Genomic DNA, 15,856 nt, shown 5'->3' with positions numbered 1-15,856 from the left:
GCCGACACCGCTGCTACGGTTCAGCGACAGGAGGCCACCATGACCCAATTCGTCATCTACGACGTCTTCACCGAAGCCCCTTTCGGCGGCAATCAACTGGCCGTGATTCCGGACGCAACAGGCCTCCCCGAGGGCGACTTGCAAAGGATCGCCCGCGAATTCAATTTCTCAGAGACGACGTTCGTCTACCCGCCCGAAAACCCTGATCACACGGCAAAGGTCCGCATTTTCACACCTACGACCGAAATCCCGTTTGCCGGGCACCCGACCATCGGCACTGCCATAGCATTACGGGATCGGGGGCATCACGGGGACATGGTGCTGGAACTCGGCATGGGGCCAATCCCCTGCCGGTTCAACGGTGATATGGCCAGCTTTACAACCACCGCATCTCTCGAACAAGTCGCTCGCCCAGACCCGGCCCTTGTCGCGCGTGCGCTCGGCCTTTCACCTGATCAGATCACAACGCAAAGCCATGCACCGGTCCAAGCGACACTCGGCCTACCCTTCGTTTTCGCCGAACTGACCGACAAGGCCGCGCTTGATGCCTGCCAGCCCAACGTCGACGCCATCCGCGAAGGGGCCACGAAACACCCGGCCGGCCTCGATTTCGCGATCTTCGCCTACATCCGCAAATCGTCCCAAATCGACGCCCGCATGTTCGCACCGCTCGACAACATACCCGAGGACCCGGCGACAGGTAGCGCCGCCGCGACGCTCGCCATGCTCCTCGCCCAGACACGTGCGACACCTCAGACCTTAACAATCATTCAAGGCGAAAAAATGGGTCGTCGGTCCGTCATCCACGCAGAGTCGGACGGGAAAAGCAGCACAATCAGCGGCACAGCGGTCAAGACAATGGAAGGCGTGCTGGTCTATTCCTGATCAGCCGTAAATCCGTGGCGCACCCAGTTGGTCATGAATACCGTTGACCTCATCCTTGGACAGTTGCATCTCACCAGCCAGCTTATCCAGATACCGGGCCTCTGCCTGATTATCGAGGTCGATACCAAGTACCGACATCATGTAAACCTGACTCTCCATGCCCCGCGGCACGTCGCGGGCCAGAGCCTGCACATCGACGGGCTTGCGCAACTCCGCCTCGACAAAGGCACGCTCTTCCGAGCCGACATCCTGCAACTGGTCCTGCAACTTCGCCTGCTCGCCCGCATCGAACTTCCCGTCCGACTTCGCCGCCTGCAACATGGCAGACAGCATCAGGGCAGCCGCGGCCTCCTGATCCGCTGTCGCCTGACGCGCAGGTTCCGGGTTTTCATCGAATTGTGAGGCGAAGACCTCACCAAAACTCCCCTCCTGCTGCTGCGCCCCGCGGCCCATCATACCGCCAAGCAGACCACCCAGACCACCGCCCGCAAGGCCGCCCATCACGCTATCCAAGCCACCGCGCCCCTGCGCGCCGCCCATGCCTTCCAGCAATCCACCAAGGCCACCCTGCCCACCACGACCGCCCAGAAGCGAGCCCATCATCCCGCCCAGTCCGCCACCGCTGCCGGCCTGCTGCAGACCACCCATCAGACCGCCGGATCCACCTCTATTCATCATCGACGAGGCCCCTTTGGCCACCGCCACACCAATCGCCACTTTCGCAAGCGTCTTCATCAAACTCATGATTGTCCTCCCACCAGATAATCGTAACCTGCCACAGGTGCCGCAAATCATGAACGGTTTTCTGCCCGACCCGGCTGGCCACCGCCGCCCAGTCACGCTAAGCCATGGATCACACCTGACGATCCGGGGGCAGTCCATGGCGCAAAACATCCTGTCACGCTGCGAGGCAAACGGCCTGCGGATGACCGACCAACGACGGACCATCGCCGCGGTGCTGGAGGATGCGACCGACCACCCGGACGTCGAAGAGCTCTACAACCGCGCCGTCGCCGCCGACCCACGGATATCACTCGCCACCGTCTACCGTACGGTGAAGCTGTTTGAAGAGGCCGGAATCCTCGACAAACACGAATTCGGCGATGGCCGCGCCCGCTACGAACCCGCCGATCGTGACCATCATGACCACCTGATCGACGTCCATTCCGGCGAGGTCATCGAATTCGTCGACGAGGAAATCGAAGCGCTGCAGGAAAAAATCGCCGCCAAACTCGGCTACAAACTCATGGGCCACCGGCTAGAACTCTACGGCGTCCCCCTGAAGGACAAATCATGAGCAAAGAACGCCCCCTGCTGGCCGTCCTGATCGACGCCGACAACGTGCCCGCTAAACATGCCGAGGCGATCCTGAAGGAAATCAACGGCTTGGGCGAACCCGCCCTGCGCCGGGTCTATGGTGATTGGTCCAACAAACGGCTGGGCAACTGGGCCGGGATCATCCCCGCGCTCGGCCTCGTCGCGCGACAGGAATCGGCGAACACGACCGGCAAGAACGCCAGCGATATCGGGCTGGTGATCGACGCGATGGACATCCTGCATTCCGGCAAATTCGACGCCTTCGTCATCGTGTCCTCCGACAGCGACTTCACTGCACTTGCCAACCGTCTGCGCGAAGACGGCTTGTCGGTCTTCGGCATCGGTGAAAAGAAGACACCGCCATCCCTGATTTCGGTCTGCAACCGTTTCATTTTCATCGAAAACATCGTGCATGGGAAAAAAGACACCGGACAGGATCGCGCGGCAGAAGCGCTCGGGCTCTTCCAGAAGGCCTTCACCAAGATCGATAGCGACGACGAATGGGTGCATCTGGCACGGCTGGGCAGCATGATAGCGGCCGATCACCCTGACTTTGATCCGCGCACCTATGGGCATGGCAAACTCTCCACCCTCGCCCGCGCCATTGACGGGATCGAAACCAAGCGCGAAGGGTCGCAACTCATGGTCAGGCCGCGCTGATGGATAACCTGCGCGGGGCCGCCTTCATGGTCATCGCCATGCTATGCTTTGCGATCGAGGACGCGCTGATCAAGCAACTCTCGGACACGATCCCACCCGGACAGGTCCTCGGGTTCCTCTGCTTCGGCGGGCTGGTCCTATTCGTCATCTGGTCCCTCATCGCACGCCAACCCCTCTGGCATCGCGACTATCTGCATCGCGGCGTCATCGCGCGCAGCACCTGCGAAATCATCGGATCGTGCTTTTTTGTTTCCGCCCTCGCGCTCATCCCGCTCACAACCGCATCCGCCGTCATCCAGGCCACCCCCCTTCTCGTCGCCCTCGCCGCATCGCTGTTTCTGGGCCAACCCATGGGCTGGCCCCGCTGGACGGCGATCTTCATCGGCTTTTGCGGTGTCGTCCTGATCATCCGGCCCGGCATGGATGGGTTCATCCCGGCCACGCTCCTCGCCGTCGGTGGCATGCTGGGCCTCGCCGCCCGCGACGTGATCACCCGGGGCCTGAACGTGCAACTGACAGGCATGCAATTCGGCATGCATGCATTTGCGCTGGTCACACCCGCCGCATTGCTGCTGTCATTCATACAAGGCGACACACTGGCCATCCCGCAAGGCACCGAATGGGCGCTCCTCGCAGGCGGCGTCCTGATCGGATCGCTCGCCTACCTCGCCATCGTCGCCGCCACCCGGATCGGCAATGCCGGCATCATCTCATCCTTCCGCTACAGCCGCATGCTGTTCGCGCTGATCATCGGCTATTTCGCCTTCAACGAACGGCCCGATCTGGCCACCATTTTCGGCATCACTATCGTTGTCGGCGCGGGCCTTTTCACCCTCTGGCGCGAGGCCCGCTTGCGCCGCACTTCCCTTGCGTCACAACCAGCGTTATAGAGCGCCCGATACCGCTAACATCCCGCCAAGGAGCCTCAAATGAGCACGATCATCGACATCCATGCCCGCGAAATTCTCGACAGCCGGGGCAACCCCACGGTGGAGGTCGACGTGATCCTGGAAGACGGCACAATGGGCCGCGCCGCCGTGCCATCAGGTGCCTCAACCGGCGCGCATGAGGCCGTCGAAAAGCGGGACGGCGACAAATCCCGCTACATGGGCAAAGGCGTGCTGGAGGCCGTGGCCGCGGTGAACGGCGAAATCGCCGAGGCGCTGGTCGGTTTCGACGCCACCGAACAGGTCGCCATCGACGAGGCCATGATCGAACTTGATAGCACCCCCAACAAAGGCCGGCTTGGCGCCAACGCCATCCTCGGGGTCTCCCTCGCCGTCGCCAAGGCCGCCGCCGATTTCACCGCGCAACCGCTCTTCCGCTATATCGGCGGCACCTCCGCCCGCACCCTGCCCGTCCCTATGATGAACATCATCAATGGTGGTGAACATGCTGATAACCCTATCGATATCCAAGAATTCATGATCATGCCCGTCAGCGCGGACAACATCCGCGAGGCCGTGCGCATGGGCTCCGAAGTCTTCCACACCCTGAAAAAAGAACTCAGCGCCGCAGGCCACAACACCGGCATCGGTGACGAAGGCGGCTTTGCTCCGAACCTTGAAAGCACACGGGTCGCCTTGGACTTCATCATGACGTCCATCGAAAAGGCAGGCTACAAACCCGGCGAAGACATCTACCTCGCCCTCGATTGCGCGGCCACCGAATATTACAAGGACGGCAAATACGAGATGGTCGGCGAAGGCATCTCGTTGACGTCCCAGGAAAACGCCGAGTACCTCGCCAAACTCGCCAGCGACTACCCGATCATCAGCATCGAAGACGGGATGAGCGAAGACGATTGGGACGGATGGAAAACCCTCACCGACCTGATCGGCGACAAGGTACAGCTGGTCGGTGACGACCTTTTCGTGACCAACCCTGCCCGCCTCGCCGACGGCATCGCCAAGGGCTCCGCCAATTCCATGCTGGTGAAGGTCAACCAAATCGGATCGCTGACCGAAACCTTGCAAGCCGTCGACATGGCCCACCGCGCGAAATTCACCAACGTCATGTCCCACCGCTCTGGCGAAACCGAAGACGCCACCATCGCCGACCTCGCCGTCGCCACGAATTGCGGTCAGATCAAAACCGGTTCGCTCTCCCGCTCCGACCGGTTGGCGAAATACAACCAACTGATCCGGATCGAGGAGCTCTTGGGCGAAACCGCCATCTATGCCGGGCGGTCGATCCTCAAGTGATCACGATAAGGCCAGCGCGCGGCGATTATGACCTCGCCGCCGTGCGCGACCTCTGCTGGGCCTATCGGGATATACTGCTCGAAAGAACAACAGACTTGCCCGGGCTGGTCGATCACTACTACGCCACACCGATCTATCAAAAACTGATGGATGATCTGCCCGGCAAACACATCCCGCCCGACGGAGAAATCTTCGTCGCAACCGAAGGCGACGATATCATCGCTTGCGGCATGACCCACCGGATCGACGCGGAGACTTGCGAGATCAAGCGGGTCTACGTCACTCCCGAGGGCCGCGGCAAAGGCATCGCACGACATCTCTGCAAAGATGCGATGACATGGGCGAAAGCCGCAGGCTACAAACGCTTTGTCCTCGACACGATGGTCCGGCTGCCCGAGGCCATGGCGCTTTACGAAGGGATGGGGTTCACCCGGGCCGCCCCCTATCACGACCTGCCCAAGGCTTTCATCGACCTCGTCGTCTTCTACGAGCATCCGCTATGATAAATTTGGTGGTTTCTGTGCACAAGCGCACACATGAATCGTTAACGTATTTCACCACCCCCGCGCGCAAAGGTCCGATGGAATTCCGATGCAATTCCGATAGAATTCCGACAAAGGAAAATGGCGTATGAAAGCCGACGACATAATCGCACAACTCGCCCTGAAACCGCATCCCGAAGGCGGTTATTACCGGCAAACCTGGGTGGCCGAAAATGACGAACGCCCCACCGGAACCTGCATCTATTTCCTGCTGAAAGATGGGGAATCCAGCCATTGGCACCACGTCGATGCCGTCGAAATCTGGCACTACTACGCGGGCGCGCCGCTGGTCCTGTCTATTGCCGAAAGCGACAAAGGCCCAGCGATTGACCACATCCTCGGGCCGGACCTGGCGTTACACCAGACCCCACAAGCCATTGTTCCCAAAGGGTTTTGGCAAGCCGCCCGCACCACAGGCGATTGGACGCTCGTCGGCTGCACCGTCTCGCCCGGGTTTCAGTTCGAAGGCTTTACCCTCGCTGAACCCGGCTTTGATATCCCACGCTAGCGGTCCCCAAACAAATCACCCAAACCGCCCAGCACCGACCCTTCGCCCTTACTGCCGCCCGGCCCCGCCGCTCGCAAAATCCGATCCGCCAAACGCGAAAAAGGCAGACTTTGCAAATACACCGTCCCCGGCCCGCGCAAGGTCGCCAGAAACAGGCCTTCACCGCCAAACACCATAGATTTCAAACCACCAGCCCGCTCAATATCGTAATCCACACCCGCTGAAAACGCGCCAATACACCCGGTATCGACGCGCATCACTTCACCCGGACGCAGCTCGCGTTTGATGACCGTCCCACCCATATGGATGAACGCCATGCCATCACCGCTAAGCCTTTGTAAAATAAAGCCTTCTCCACCGAAGAACCCGGCACCCAGACGTTTCTGAAAGGCGATGTCAGTCGACGTCCCAAAGGCCGCGCATAGGAAAGCATCCTTCTGACAAATCAGCTCTTCTCCGATCAGGGCCATATTCACCGGAATGATCTTGCCCGGATATGGCGCCGCGAACGCCACACGTTTCTTGCCCTGCCCGTTATTGGTGAAATGGGTCATGAAGATCGACTCACCGGTCAGCACGCGCTTACCGACATTCAACAGCGAATCCATGATACCGCTATTGGGCCGCGATCCATCACCCATCTTGGTCTCGAACCCGATCCCGTCTTCTATGTAATTCATCGCACCCGCTTCGGCGATGACGGTTTCTTTCGGATCAAGTTCAACCTCGACGATCTGCATATCATCGCCGAAAATTTCGTAGTCAACTTCATGACAACGCATCAAAATACTCCTCTTTTCAATGACTTAATATTCATATTTAAGCAATCTCATTCTGACCACAATGTAAGGAAAGCCATACCCATACAAAGAAAAAAGGGAGGACCGAAGTCCTCCCGTAGTTTCGTCGATCAGGCTCACTCATTATATACCGCTCGGTTTTTTGCCTGCGGCCCGATCCACGCCGGGGCGGGCGCACCCGCCCCAGATTCCGCTTAGCTACACCCGGAGGTCCCTCCGCATGTATTGCATTTCATGCAAGTCCCGTTCCGTACCAGCGTATAGTTGCCGCATTCGCCACAAGGGTCGCCCTCATAGCCCTGCATCTTGGCCTTGTCGCGGGCCGAGATACTTGTTGAGGTTACGACCTCGCCCACTTGCGGCACGAGGGTCTGCAGCGCCGCAGATGCATCCGTCCCGGTGGCCAAGGCTGTCGCCCCCACCCCACCCTGGAGTACCACCAGATCCTGTGGCATCCGCTTTCGCAGATAACCTGTCGATGAGATTTGCTTCAATACTTCCAAGGACTTGGTCGCCGCATTCTCGGTCGGTGCCTGAATATTCGAGACACCTTCCTGCTCGCCCCGGCCGATATCATCGAATGTGGCCCCTTCCGGCTTCACATGCGCCAGATCGGTGCGGTCGAGGTAGCTGACGGCAAGTTCGCGGAAGATGTAATCAAGGATCGACGTCGCATTCTTGATGCTGTCATTGCCCTGCACCATGCCTGCCGGTTCGAATTTGGTGAATGTGAACGCATCCACGAATTCCTCAAGCGGCACGCCATATTGAAGACCAACCGACACGGCGATTGCGAAGTTGTTCATCATCGCGCGGAAACCGGCACCTTCCTTGTGCATGTCGATGAAGATCTCACCAAGCGATCCATCTTCGTACTCACCCGTGCGCAGATAAACCTTGTGGCCGCCAACAATCGCCTTTTGGGTATAGCCCTTGCGCCGCTGCGGCATCTTCTCGCGTTCACGGTTGCGAACCTCTTGCACGATGATCTTTTCGACGACTTTCTCGGCCAGAACGGCAGCCTTTTGCTGCGGCGTGCCTGATTCCAAGGTCTCCATCGCTTCATCATCATCCTCAACCAAGGCCGCCGCCAGAGGTTGAGACAGTTTCGACCCATCACGGTAAAGCGCATTCGCCTTGATCCCCAGCGACCAGCTGAGTTCGTATGCCTTTTGGCAATCCTCGATCGTCGCGTCGTTCGGCATGTTGATCGTCTTCGAAATCGCGCCCGAGATGAAGGACTGCGCCGCAGCCATCATATAGATATGGCTGTCAACGCTCAGATAACGCTTGCCTTTTTTGCCGCATGGGTTGGCACAATCGAAGACATTGTAGTGTTCTTCCTTCAGATGTGGTGCGCCTTCCAGCGTCATCGTTCCGCAGACATGGTCGTTGGCGGCGTCGATATCCTGTTTGCTGTAACCAAGATGGCGCAGCAGATCGAATGTCGGGTCGTTCAGCTTTTCGGCCGGGATACCCAGCGTCTTGGTGCAGAATTCCTCGCCCAGCGTCCACTGGTTGAAGACAAAGCGGATGTCAAAGGCAGAGGCGAGCGCGCCTTCCACCTTATCGAGTTCCGCCTGCCCGAAGCCATGCCCGATCAACGAGGTATGGTTAATGGCTGGCGCCTGCCCGATGGAACCGTGGCCCACGGCATAGGCGATGATTTCTTCGATCTGGGCAGAGCCATAGCCCAGTTTGGTCAGGGCCGCAGGCACGGACTGGTTAATGATCTTAAAGTAACCGCCACCAGCCAATTTCTTGAACTTCACCAGTGCAAAGTCAGGCTCGATCCCTGTCGTATCGCAATCCATTACCAGACCAATCGTACCGGTCGGCGCGATGACCGAGACCTGCGCGTTGCGGTAACCGTTTTTCTTACCCATCGCATAGGCTTCGTCCCAAGCGGACACGGCCAGTTCGATCAGCTTTGGATCGGGGCAGTTGGCATGGTCCAGCGCGACCGGCTTCACGTCCAGCTTGTCATACCCGGTCGTCTTGCAAAGCGCGGCCTGCCGGTGGTTTTTGATCACCCGCAGCATGTGCTTGGCGTTCTTTTTGTAGCCCGGGAAGGTGCCCAACTCGCCCGCCATCTCGGCGGAGGTCGCATAGGACACACCGGACAGGATCGCCGTCAGCGCGGCCCCCATCGCGCGCCCTTCGTCGCTGTCATAACCAAGGCCCATGTTCATCAGGAGGCCGCCGATATTGGCGTAGCCCAACCCCAACGTGCGGAAGTCATAGGACCGCTGCGCGATTTCCTTGGAGGGGAACTGTGCCATCAGCACGCTGATCTCAAGCGTCACGGTCCAAAGACGGGTCGCGTGGATGTAATCCTCGGCCTGAAAGGCGCCGTCCTTGTAGAAGGTCAGCAAGTTCATCGAGGCCAGGTTACAGGCCGTGTCATCGAGGAACATGTATTCAGAGCAAGGGTTTGAGCCGCGAATCTCACCATCTTCCGGGCAGGTGTGCCACGCATTGACCGTGTCATGGTACTGAATGCCCGGGTCGGCGCAGGCCCATGCAGCATGGCCCACCTGCTCCCACAGATCGCGGGCCTTGATGATCTTGGCGACCTCGCCGTTCTTGCGGTTGATCAGTTTCCAGTTGGCGTCATCTTCGACGGCCTTCAAAAAGGCATCGGTGACGCGGATGGAGTTGTTGGAGTTTTGGCCGGAAACGCTGGAATAGGCCTCCGAGTCCCAATCCGTGTCGTAGGTCGGGAATTCGATGCTGTCATAGCCCTGTTTGGCGTAGTCGAGCACACGCTTGATGTAAGTTTCTGGGATCGCAGACTTTTTGGCGTCGCGCACGGCTGAGGCCAGAGAAGTATTTGTCTTGGGATCATAGGCCGCGTCGGCGTCCCCATCCCAGGATTTGATCGCCTGGAAGATCGCGTTCAGGTAGCGCTCGTGCATCTTCGAGCCTGCGACGATGGACGCCACTTTCTGCTCTTCAATGACCTTCCAGTTGATGAATTCCTCGATATCCGGGTGATCGGCATCCACGATCACCATTTTCGCTGCCCTGCGGGTTGTCCCGCCTGATTTGATCGCGCCAGCGGCGCGGTCACCGATCTTCAGAAAGCCCATGAGGCCAGAGGATTTGCCACCACCGGACAGTGGCTCACCCTCGCCCCGGAGCGATGAGAAGTTGGTGCCGGTGCCAGAGCCGTATTTGAACAGTCGCGCCTCACGCACCCAAAGGTCCATGATACCGCCGTCATTGACCAGATCGTCATCGACCGACTGGATAAAACAGGCATGCGGTTGCGGGTGCTCGTAAGACGACGCTGATTTGGTCAGCTTGCCTGTTTCGAAATCGACGTAATAGTGACCCTGCGCCGGGCCATCGATACCGTAGGCCCAGTGCAGGCCGGTATTGAACCATTGGGGCGAGTTCGGTGCGGCGCGCTGTGTCGCCAGCATGTAACGCATTTCGTCAAAATAGGCGCGCGCATCATCCTCGGTCGAGAAATAGCCGCCCTTCCAGCCCCAATACGTCCAGGCGCCCGCAAGACGATCGAACACTTGCTTGGCCGAGGTCTCGCCACCGAACGTCGCGCCCGTCGCTGGTTCGGACCGCCATAGGAACGATGGCACACCCTTTTCCTTCACCTTTTTCAGCTTTGACGGGACACCGGCCTTGCGGAAATATTTCTGCGCGATCACGTCAGACGCAACCTGGCTCCACCCGCCCGGAATTTCACATTCGTCCAATTTGAAAACCACCGTGCCGTCCGGATTCCGGATTTCCGACGTCGTGATTTTGAAATCCAGGTCGGCATATGCGTCCTGATCGGCCTTTGTGAAATTGCGTTCGATTTTCATCGGTCTGCCCCGTTTTTTTGCCGTCGTTGCGGCCTGAACCTGATCTTGCGCCACACGGTGGCGCCCACTCAAACAAGGTCAGTCAGTCAACACTATGCCTGCCGGTCAGTGACCGGTTGGTCGCGGAACATGGCCTGGCAGCGATGTCCATGTATTGATACTGTCCCCGTGCCACCACAACATGTTGTGTGTTGTCCGTTGGCCCGCACAACCTGACGCATCTAGCCCTAGGGGGTCAACGGATTTTTAACACAAAATGTCGATTAATTCTGTTGACGCGGTTCGCAGCGAACAGCGCGGAAAGCGACAACCGATTCACCCACCGGTTTGTCCACAAAACAATTCACATCACAAAACCGGGAAAGCCGTTTGCTTTGGCTGACTTACGACAAGCCGCTGAGACAGCGGTTGAGGGTGTCGCGTGAAAGAACCGCAGATTAACGTTTATTAATGCATTATTAACAACAGCTTGGCGCTGCCGCAAAGCGATGCGCTGCACGAGCGAATCATCGAGCTTTGTGAGGATGGTCGGGGCGGCGAGATTCGAACTCACGACCCCCTGTACCCAAAACAGGTGCGCTACCAGACTGCGCCACGCCCCGAACCATGCGCGTCTTTAGCCCCACCGTTCCGATTTGAAAAGCCCTAACTTTCACTCTCGATCAGACAAGGTGCGATCGCATCAGCGCCAAAGCTGGGATGCTGCAGCACATCACCCACACCGATACCCAGCCGGTCGACCAACCCGCCGTTGATCTCGAGCACCATCTGTACACCATCGCCGCCGGGGATTGGGGTCAGGTCACCCGGGATCGCGTTTTCATGAAGCGACAAGACTTCGCCAGCAGGGCTAACAAAGAGCATATCCAGAGGGATCAGGGTATTCTTCATCCAGAAGCTGACCGCTTGCGGTTCGTCGTAGACAAAGAGCATACCCTCGAGGGTCGCCATGCGATCGACGAACATCAAACCCTGCGCACGTTCTTGTGCATCGTCGGCGATCTCGACCGTGAACGTGGCCTGGCCCCAATCGCCGATGACCGTCACTTTGTCATCCGCACAAACGGCCCATCCGGGTCCTGCCAGAAAGATCAGACACGTCGACAGCAGTCGCCTCACTTTACGGCGACCTCCCAACCGACAACCTCGATCGCCATGCGGCCACGTTCGCCATCAACCAGACGCAACCCCACGGCCTCGCCCGATTGAAGGTCGGACAAACCGGAACGACGCAATACCTCAACGTGTATAAAGACATCTTCATGGTTGCCGAAGATGTTGGCGAAGCCAAACCCCTTGGCCTTGTCGAACCATTTGACCCGGGCGGGTTCGATCGGGCGTTGGGCGATATCTTCCGCAGTAAATTCCGCCATATCGCGGAGCGGGACTGCCGCATCGCTTTGTGGTGGCGTGATCGACAATACCTGCGTGGCCTGAAGCCCACGCTGCGTATCCTGCACCAGAATCTCGATCAGCGACCCATCGACCACGGATCCCTGGCCAAAATTCCGCAAGACATTCGCGTGCAATAGAATATCGGGACCGCCGAGGTCAGCCACGACGAACCCAAACCCCTTGGTGGGATCGAACCACTTGACCTGTCCATGCACCTGCCGTTGTCCGCCGGTGTCTTGCGTATTCATTTCATATTCCCCTCGGCCCGATAGCCGCAAAGGACCCGTAGACCAACTTCTTCACTCTGTTTCGATCTCGACCAGAAAACACCCCAAACTTCAAGGCCTTGCATTTCACGAAGCGTGAAATTCACGGGTTGAGTCGGGAAATCTCCCAGCTTTGATTGGTGGTTTCGCGTGACCATCGAAACCGATCGTGCAACCTGAACTCACCGTCCGACCAGAACTCGATCTCCAACGGTGTGATACGATACCCACCCCAGAACGGGGGACGTTTTGGATCCATCCCGTGCCGAAGTGTCACTTGCGCAACCTTGGCCACCAATGCCGCGCGCGAAGACAGGGGCTGCGATTGCCGCGACGCCCATGCGCCAAGCCTACTATTCAACGCCCGGGAGGCATAGTAGGAATCGGCGATTTCGCCGTCTTCTTTACTGACGACGCCACGTACCCTGACCTGTCGGCGTAGCGACTTCCAATGCATCACGAACGCCGCTTTGCCGGCCTGATCCAGTTCCGCGCCCTTCTGGCTTTCGTAGTTTGTATAGAAAACGAACGCGCCGGGCTCAATGTCTTTCAAAAGAACGATCCGTACATTCGGCAAGCCATCTGTATCGACCGTCGACAACGCCATCGCGTTGGGGTCGTTTGGCTCGACTTTTTCGGCCTCATTCAGCCATCGCCGAACGATATCGAAGGGGTCGTCACCCGCAAAGATGCCATCGCGATCCGCCATAGCGATCCTTCTACTTACCCCCACGTCAACTGTTAGGGGCTTATGGCGACGCCCGCAAGGGAATTGCCGCGCCTCGGCAAGCGCTTGCCGCGCCTTTTGCGATGGCCTAAACCCTCAATGGCACGTCAAATGAAGAACGGGGATACGGGGCATGACGACGAACTTGATGCAAGGCAAACGGGGCCTGATCATGGGGCTCGCGAATGAAAAATCCATCGCCTGGGGAATCGCCAAGGCTTGCGCCGATGCCGGGGCGGAGCTTGCGTTCTCGTACCAGGGCGATGCGCTGAAAAAGCGGGTCGATCCACTGGCCGCATCGGTCGGGTCGGATATCGTTCTGCCGTGCGATGTCGGCGATGAGGAATCGATCGATGCGTTGTTCGCCGACTTGCAGGGGCGATGGGGCAAGCTGGATTTTATCGTTCATGCCATCGGGTTTTCGGACAAGAACGAATTGCGGGGCCGCTATGTCGACACGAGCCGCGCAAATTTCCAGATGTCGATGGATATCTCGGTCTATTCCTTCACGGCGGTCGTGCAACGCGCCGAAAAGATGATGGCAGAGGGCGGTTCGTGCCTGACGCTGACCTATTACGGGGCCGAAAAGGTCATGCCGCATTACAATGTGATGGGGGTCGCCAAAGCGGCGCTGGAGGCATCGGTCAAATATCTGGCCGAGGATCTGGGCAAGAACAACATCCGCGTCAATGCGATCTCGGCCGGGCCAATCAAGACGCTGGCGGCGTCGGGCATCGGCGATTTCCGCTACATCATGAAGTGGAACGAATACAATTCGCCCCTGCGCCGCAACGTGACGACCGAGGATGTGGGAAAGGCTGCACTATTCTTACTGTCTGACCTTGGCAGTGGTACGACGGGGGAAAATCTGCATGTGGATGCAGGTTATCACGTGGTGGGCATGAAGGCCGTGGATGCACCCGACATGGCCAAGGAATAGCTGAACCGCAATTCTTGCTGCTATACCCAGGTAGCTGGAGGTAATATATGACCGACAATCGTCTTCCACACGAAAAAGGCTTTCATGTCAGTTGGGACCAGATCCATCGCGATAGCCGCGCGCTGGCCTGGCGGCTTGATGGCAAGGGCCCGGATGACGGCGCGTGGCGGGCGATTGTCGCGATCACCCGCGGCGGCATGGCCCCGGCGATGATCGTCGCGCGCGAACTGGATGTGCGCACCGTCGATACGATCAGCGTCAAATCCTATCATTCCGGCGGCGGACAGGCGGACGAACGGCGCGACGCCGAGGTGCTGAAATCACCCGATGCCAAGATGATGGGTGATGGCACCGGCATCCTGATCGTCGATGATCTGGTCGATAGCGGCAAGACGCTCGAGCTCGTGCGCGCGCAATATCCGAATGCCCATTTCGCGACCGTCTACGCCAAACCGCAGGGTGAGCCGCAGGTGGATACCTTCATCACCGGCGTCAGTCAGGACACCTGGATTTTCTTTCCGTGGGACATGGCACTGCAATATGTCGAGCCTTACCGGGGGAAGGATTGAGCCTGTCGCGCACCCAGACGACCTTTGCGCCACCGGTGATGGAGGCGCGGCGCTGGCTTGACGGTGTGACCCACCCGTCCGACCGCCCCCTTTTGAACGTCAGCCAAGCGGCCCCGATCGACCCGCCACCTGCACCACTGCGCGAGGCGATGGCACAGATCGTGCTGGATGACCCGGATGCACATCTTTATGGTCCGGTCCTCGGCCTTCCGGAATTACGTGGGGAAGTCGCGCAGAAATGGACCAGCGGATATGGCGGCGCGGTAAAGCCTACGCAGGTCGCGATCACGTCGGGCTGTAACCAGGCCTTCGCCGCCGCGATCGCAACTATTTGCGGCGAAGGGGATGAGGTCGTCGTGCCCGTACCGTATTATTTCAACCACCGGATGTGGTTGGATATGTCAGGTGTCCGGACGGTTCCCTTGATGACCGGTGACGGGATGATTCCTGATCCCGACAAAGCAGCGGCGTTGATCACCGACCGAACCCGCGCCATTGCTCTAGTCAGTCCCAACAATCCCTGCGGCGTCGAGTATCCATCAGAGACTCTGCACGCCTTCATGGATCTCACCCGCGCGCACGGCATCGCGCTGATTGTGGACGAGACCTACCGCGACTTCGACAGCCGCGCTGGTGCGCCGCATGATCTGTTTGCCGATCCGCATTGGGATGACACGCTGATCCAGCTTTATTCCTTTTCAAAGTCGTATCGCCTGACAGGCCACCGGATTGGGGCGGTCGTCGCGTCGAAAGACCGTCTGGCAGAGATCGAAAAGTTTCTGGATACCGTCGCGATCTGCCCCAACCAGCTTGGCCAACGGGCCGCGCTTTGGGGGATGCGGAACCTTGGTGATTGGCTGGCCGGCGAGCGGCTGGAGATTTTGGATCGCCGGGCTGCGATCCACGACAACTTTTCGACACTTGCCGGCCAAGGGTGGAAATTGTTGGGATGCGGCGCGTATTTCGCTTACGTCACCCACCCTTTCGGCATGTCTTCGGCGGACCTTGCCCCGCGTCTGGTGCAGGATGCAGGCATACTGCTTCTTCCCGGGACGATGTTCATGCCGGACGATATGCCCGGCGGCGAAAGCCAGTTGCGCATCGCCTTCGCCAATATCGACCGCGAAGGTGTGGAAACGCTGTTCGACAGGCTTGCCGCACTGTCTTACTGACCCTTGCACGCCCCTGCCCTGAACCGTATTGATGCGCCATC

The 15,856-nt window shown here is 58.8% G+C and carries 16 protein-coding genes and 1 tRNA gene; 10 read left to right on the top strand and 7 right to left on the bottom strand.

What is annotated here, in order from left to right; translation table 11 throughout:
* Positions 1 to 39: 39 nt before the first annotated feature.
* Positions 40 to 885 carry a PhzF family phenazine biosynthesis protein gene (locus tag V8J85_RS02465; RefSeq protein WP_339951877.1) on the top strand — a complete coding sequence of 282 codons (846 nt, stop codon included), beginning with the start codon at positions 40 to 42 and terminating at the stop codon, positions 883 to 885.
* On the opposite strand, the gene V8J85_RS02460 is transcribed toward V8J85_RS02465, so the two are convergent.
* Complete coding sequence (locus V8J85_RS02460; RefSeq protein ID WP_339951875.1) at positions 886 to 1,629, bottom strand: DUF533 domain-containing protein; 744 nt, start codon at positions 1,627 to 1,629, stop codon at positions 886 to 888. It abuts the gene before it with no gap.
* A gap of 136 nt (positions 1,630 to 1,765) precedes the next feature.
* Between V8J85_RS02460 and V8J85_RS02455 the strand changes: the two genes are divergently transcribed.
* The 6 genes from V8J85_RS02455 (at position 1,766) to V8J85_RS02430 (ending at position 6,116) form a co-directional block, all read left to right on the top strand.
* Entirely contained in the window at positions 1,766 to 2,182 is a 417-nt protein-coding gene (locus tag V8J85_RS02455; protein WP_339953058.1) for a Fur family transcriptional regulator, read from the top strand.
* Entirely contained in the window at positions 2,179 to 2,862 is a 684-nt protein-coding gene (locus V8J85_RS02450) for an NYN domain-containing protein (protein ID WP_339951873.1), read from the top strand. Before V8J85_RS02455 ends, V8J85_RS02450 begins: the two co-directional genes overlap by 4 nt.
* Positions 2,862 to 3,752 (top strand): DMT family transporter, encoded by an 891-nt coding sequence (locus V8J85_RS02445; RefSeq protein ID WP_339951871.1) that lies wholly within the window; start codon positions 2,862 to 2,864, stop codon positions 3,750 to 3,752. Before V8J85_RS02450 ends, V8J85_RS02445 begins: the two co-directional genes overlap by 1 nt.
* 39 nt (positions 3,753 to 3,791) lie before the next feature.
* Positions 3,792 to 5,066 carry a phosphopyruvate hydratase gene (gene eno / locus V8J85_RS02440; protein WP_339951869.1) on the top strand — a complete coding sequence of 425 codons (1,275 nt, stop codon included), beginning with the start codon at positions 3,792 to 3,794 and terminating at the stop codon, positions 5,064 to 5,066.
* Positions 5,063 to 5,569, top strand: a complete 507-nt coding sequence (locus tag V8J85_RS02435) for a GNAT family N-acetyltransferase (RefSeq protein WP_339951867.1) — start codon at positions 5,063 to 5,065, stop codon at positions 5,567 to 5,569. Before eno ends, V8J85_RS02435 begins: the two co-directional genes overlap by 4 nt.
* 127 nt (positions 5,570 to 5,696) lie before the next feature.
* Positions 5,697 to 6,116, top strand: a complete 420-nt coding sequence (locus V8J85_RS02430; protein ID WP_339951865.1) for a cupin domain-containing protein — start codon at positions 5,697 to 5,699, stop codon at positions 6,114 to 6,116.
* On the opposite strand, the gene V8J85_RS02425 is transcribed toward V8J85_RS02430, so the two are convergent.
* The 6 genes from V8J85_RS02425 to pdxH all read right to left on the bottom strand — a co-directional run bounded on the left by V8J85_RS02425 (position 6,113) and on the right by pdxH (position 13,116).
* On the bottom strand, positions 6,113 to 6,898 hold the full coding sequence (locus tag V8J85_RS02425) for a TIGR00266 family protein (protein WP_339951863.1): 786 nt from the start codon (positions 6,896 to 6,898) through the stop codon (positions 6,113 to 6,115). The two genes, V8J85_RS02430 and V8J85_RS02425, sit on opposite strands and share 4 nt — an antisense overlap.
* A 212-nt stretch (positions 6,899 to 7,110) precedes the next feature.
* The gene (locus V8J85_RS02420) at positions 7,111 to 10,746 is read right to left on the bottom strand and encodes a vitamin B12-dependent ribonucleotide reductase (protein ID WP_339951861.1); all 3,636 of its coding nucleotides are present in this window, start codon (positions 10,744 to 10,746) and stop codon (positions 7,111 to 7,113) included.
* A gap of 525 nt (positions 10,747 to 11,271) precedes the next feature.
* Positions 11,272 to 11,348 (bottom strand) — tRNA-Pro (locus tag V8J85_RS02415).
* Positions 11,349 to 11,391: 43 nt separating this feature from the next.
* Entirely contained in the window at positions 11,392 to 11,865 is a 474-nt protein-coding gene (locus V8J85_RS02410; protein WP_339951859.1) for a DUF192 domain-containing protein, read from the bottom strand.
* Positions 11,862 to 12,389 carry a cold-shock protein gene (locus V8J85_RS02405; protein ID WP_339951857.1) on the bottom strand — a complete coding sequence of 176 codons (528 nt, stop codon included), beginning with the start codon at positions 12,387 to 12,389 and terminating at the stop codon, positions 11,862 to 11,864. Before V8J85_RS02405 ends, V8J85_RS02410 begins: the two co-directional genes overlap by 4 nt.
* A gap of 121 nt (positions 12,390 to 12,510) precedes the next feature.
* Positions 12,511 to 13,116: a pyridoxamine 5'-phosphate oxidase gene (pdxH, locus tag V8J85_RS02400; RefSeq protein WP_339951855.1), complete on the bottom strand. Its 606-nt coding sequence runs from the start codon at positions 13,114 to 13,116 to the stop codon at positions 12,511 to 12,513.
* Positions 13,117 to 13,267: 151 nt separating this feature from the next.
* Here pdxH and fabI point away from each other — a divergent pair, with 151 nt between their 5' ends.
* From fabI to V8J85_RS02385, 3 genes are read left to right on the top strand one after another with little or no spacing between them, the layout of a single operon-like run.
* Positions 13,268 to 14,074 (top strand): enoyl-ACP reductase FabI, encoded by an 807-nt coding sequence (fabI, locus tag V8J85_RS02395; protein ID WP_339951853.1) that lies wholly within the window; start codon positions 13,268 to 13,270, stop codon positions 14,072 to 14,074.
* Positions 14,075 to 14,121: 47 nt separating this feature from the next.
* Positions 14,122 to 14,643, top strand: coding sequence for a xanthine phosphoribosyltransferase (gpt, locus tag V8J85_RS02390; RefSeq protein WP_339951851.1), 522 nt, complete (start codon positions 14,122 to 14,124; stop codon positions 14,641 to 14,643).
* Positions 14,640 to 15,815, top strand: coding sequence for an aminotransferase (locus tag V8J85_RS02385; RefSeq protein ID WP_339951849.1), 1,176 nt, complete (start codon positions 14,640 to 14,642; stop codon positions 15,813 to 15,815). Before gpt ends, V8J85_RS02385 begins: the two co-directional genes overlap by 4 nt.
* Positions 15,816 to 15,856 lie beyond the last annotated feature (41 nt).

This window comes from Yoonia sp. 2307UL14-13 (assembly GCF_037572755.1).
In the GTDB taxonomy this organism is placed as follows: Bacteria; Pseudomonadota; Alphaproteobacteria; order Rhodobacterales; family Rhodobacteraceae; genus Yoonia.
The sequence above is the reverse complement of the archived record's forward strand: the minus strand, read 5'-3'. Positions and strand labels throughout refer to the sequence as shown.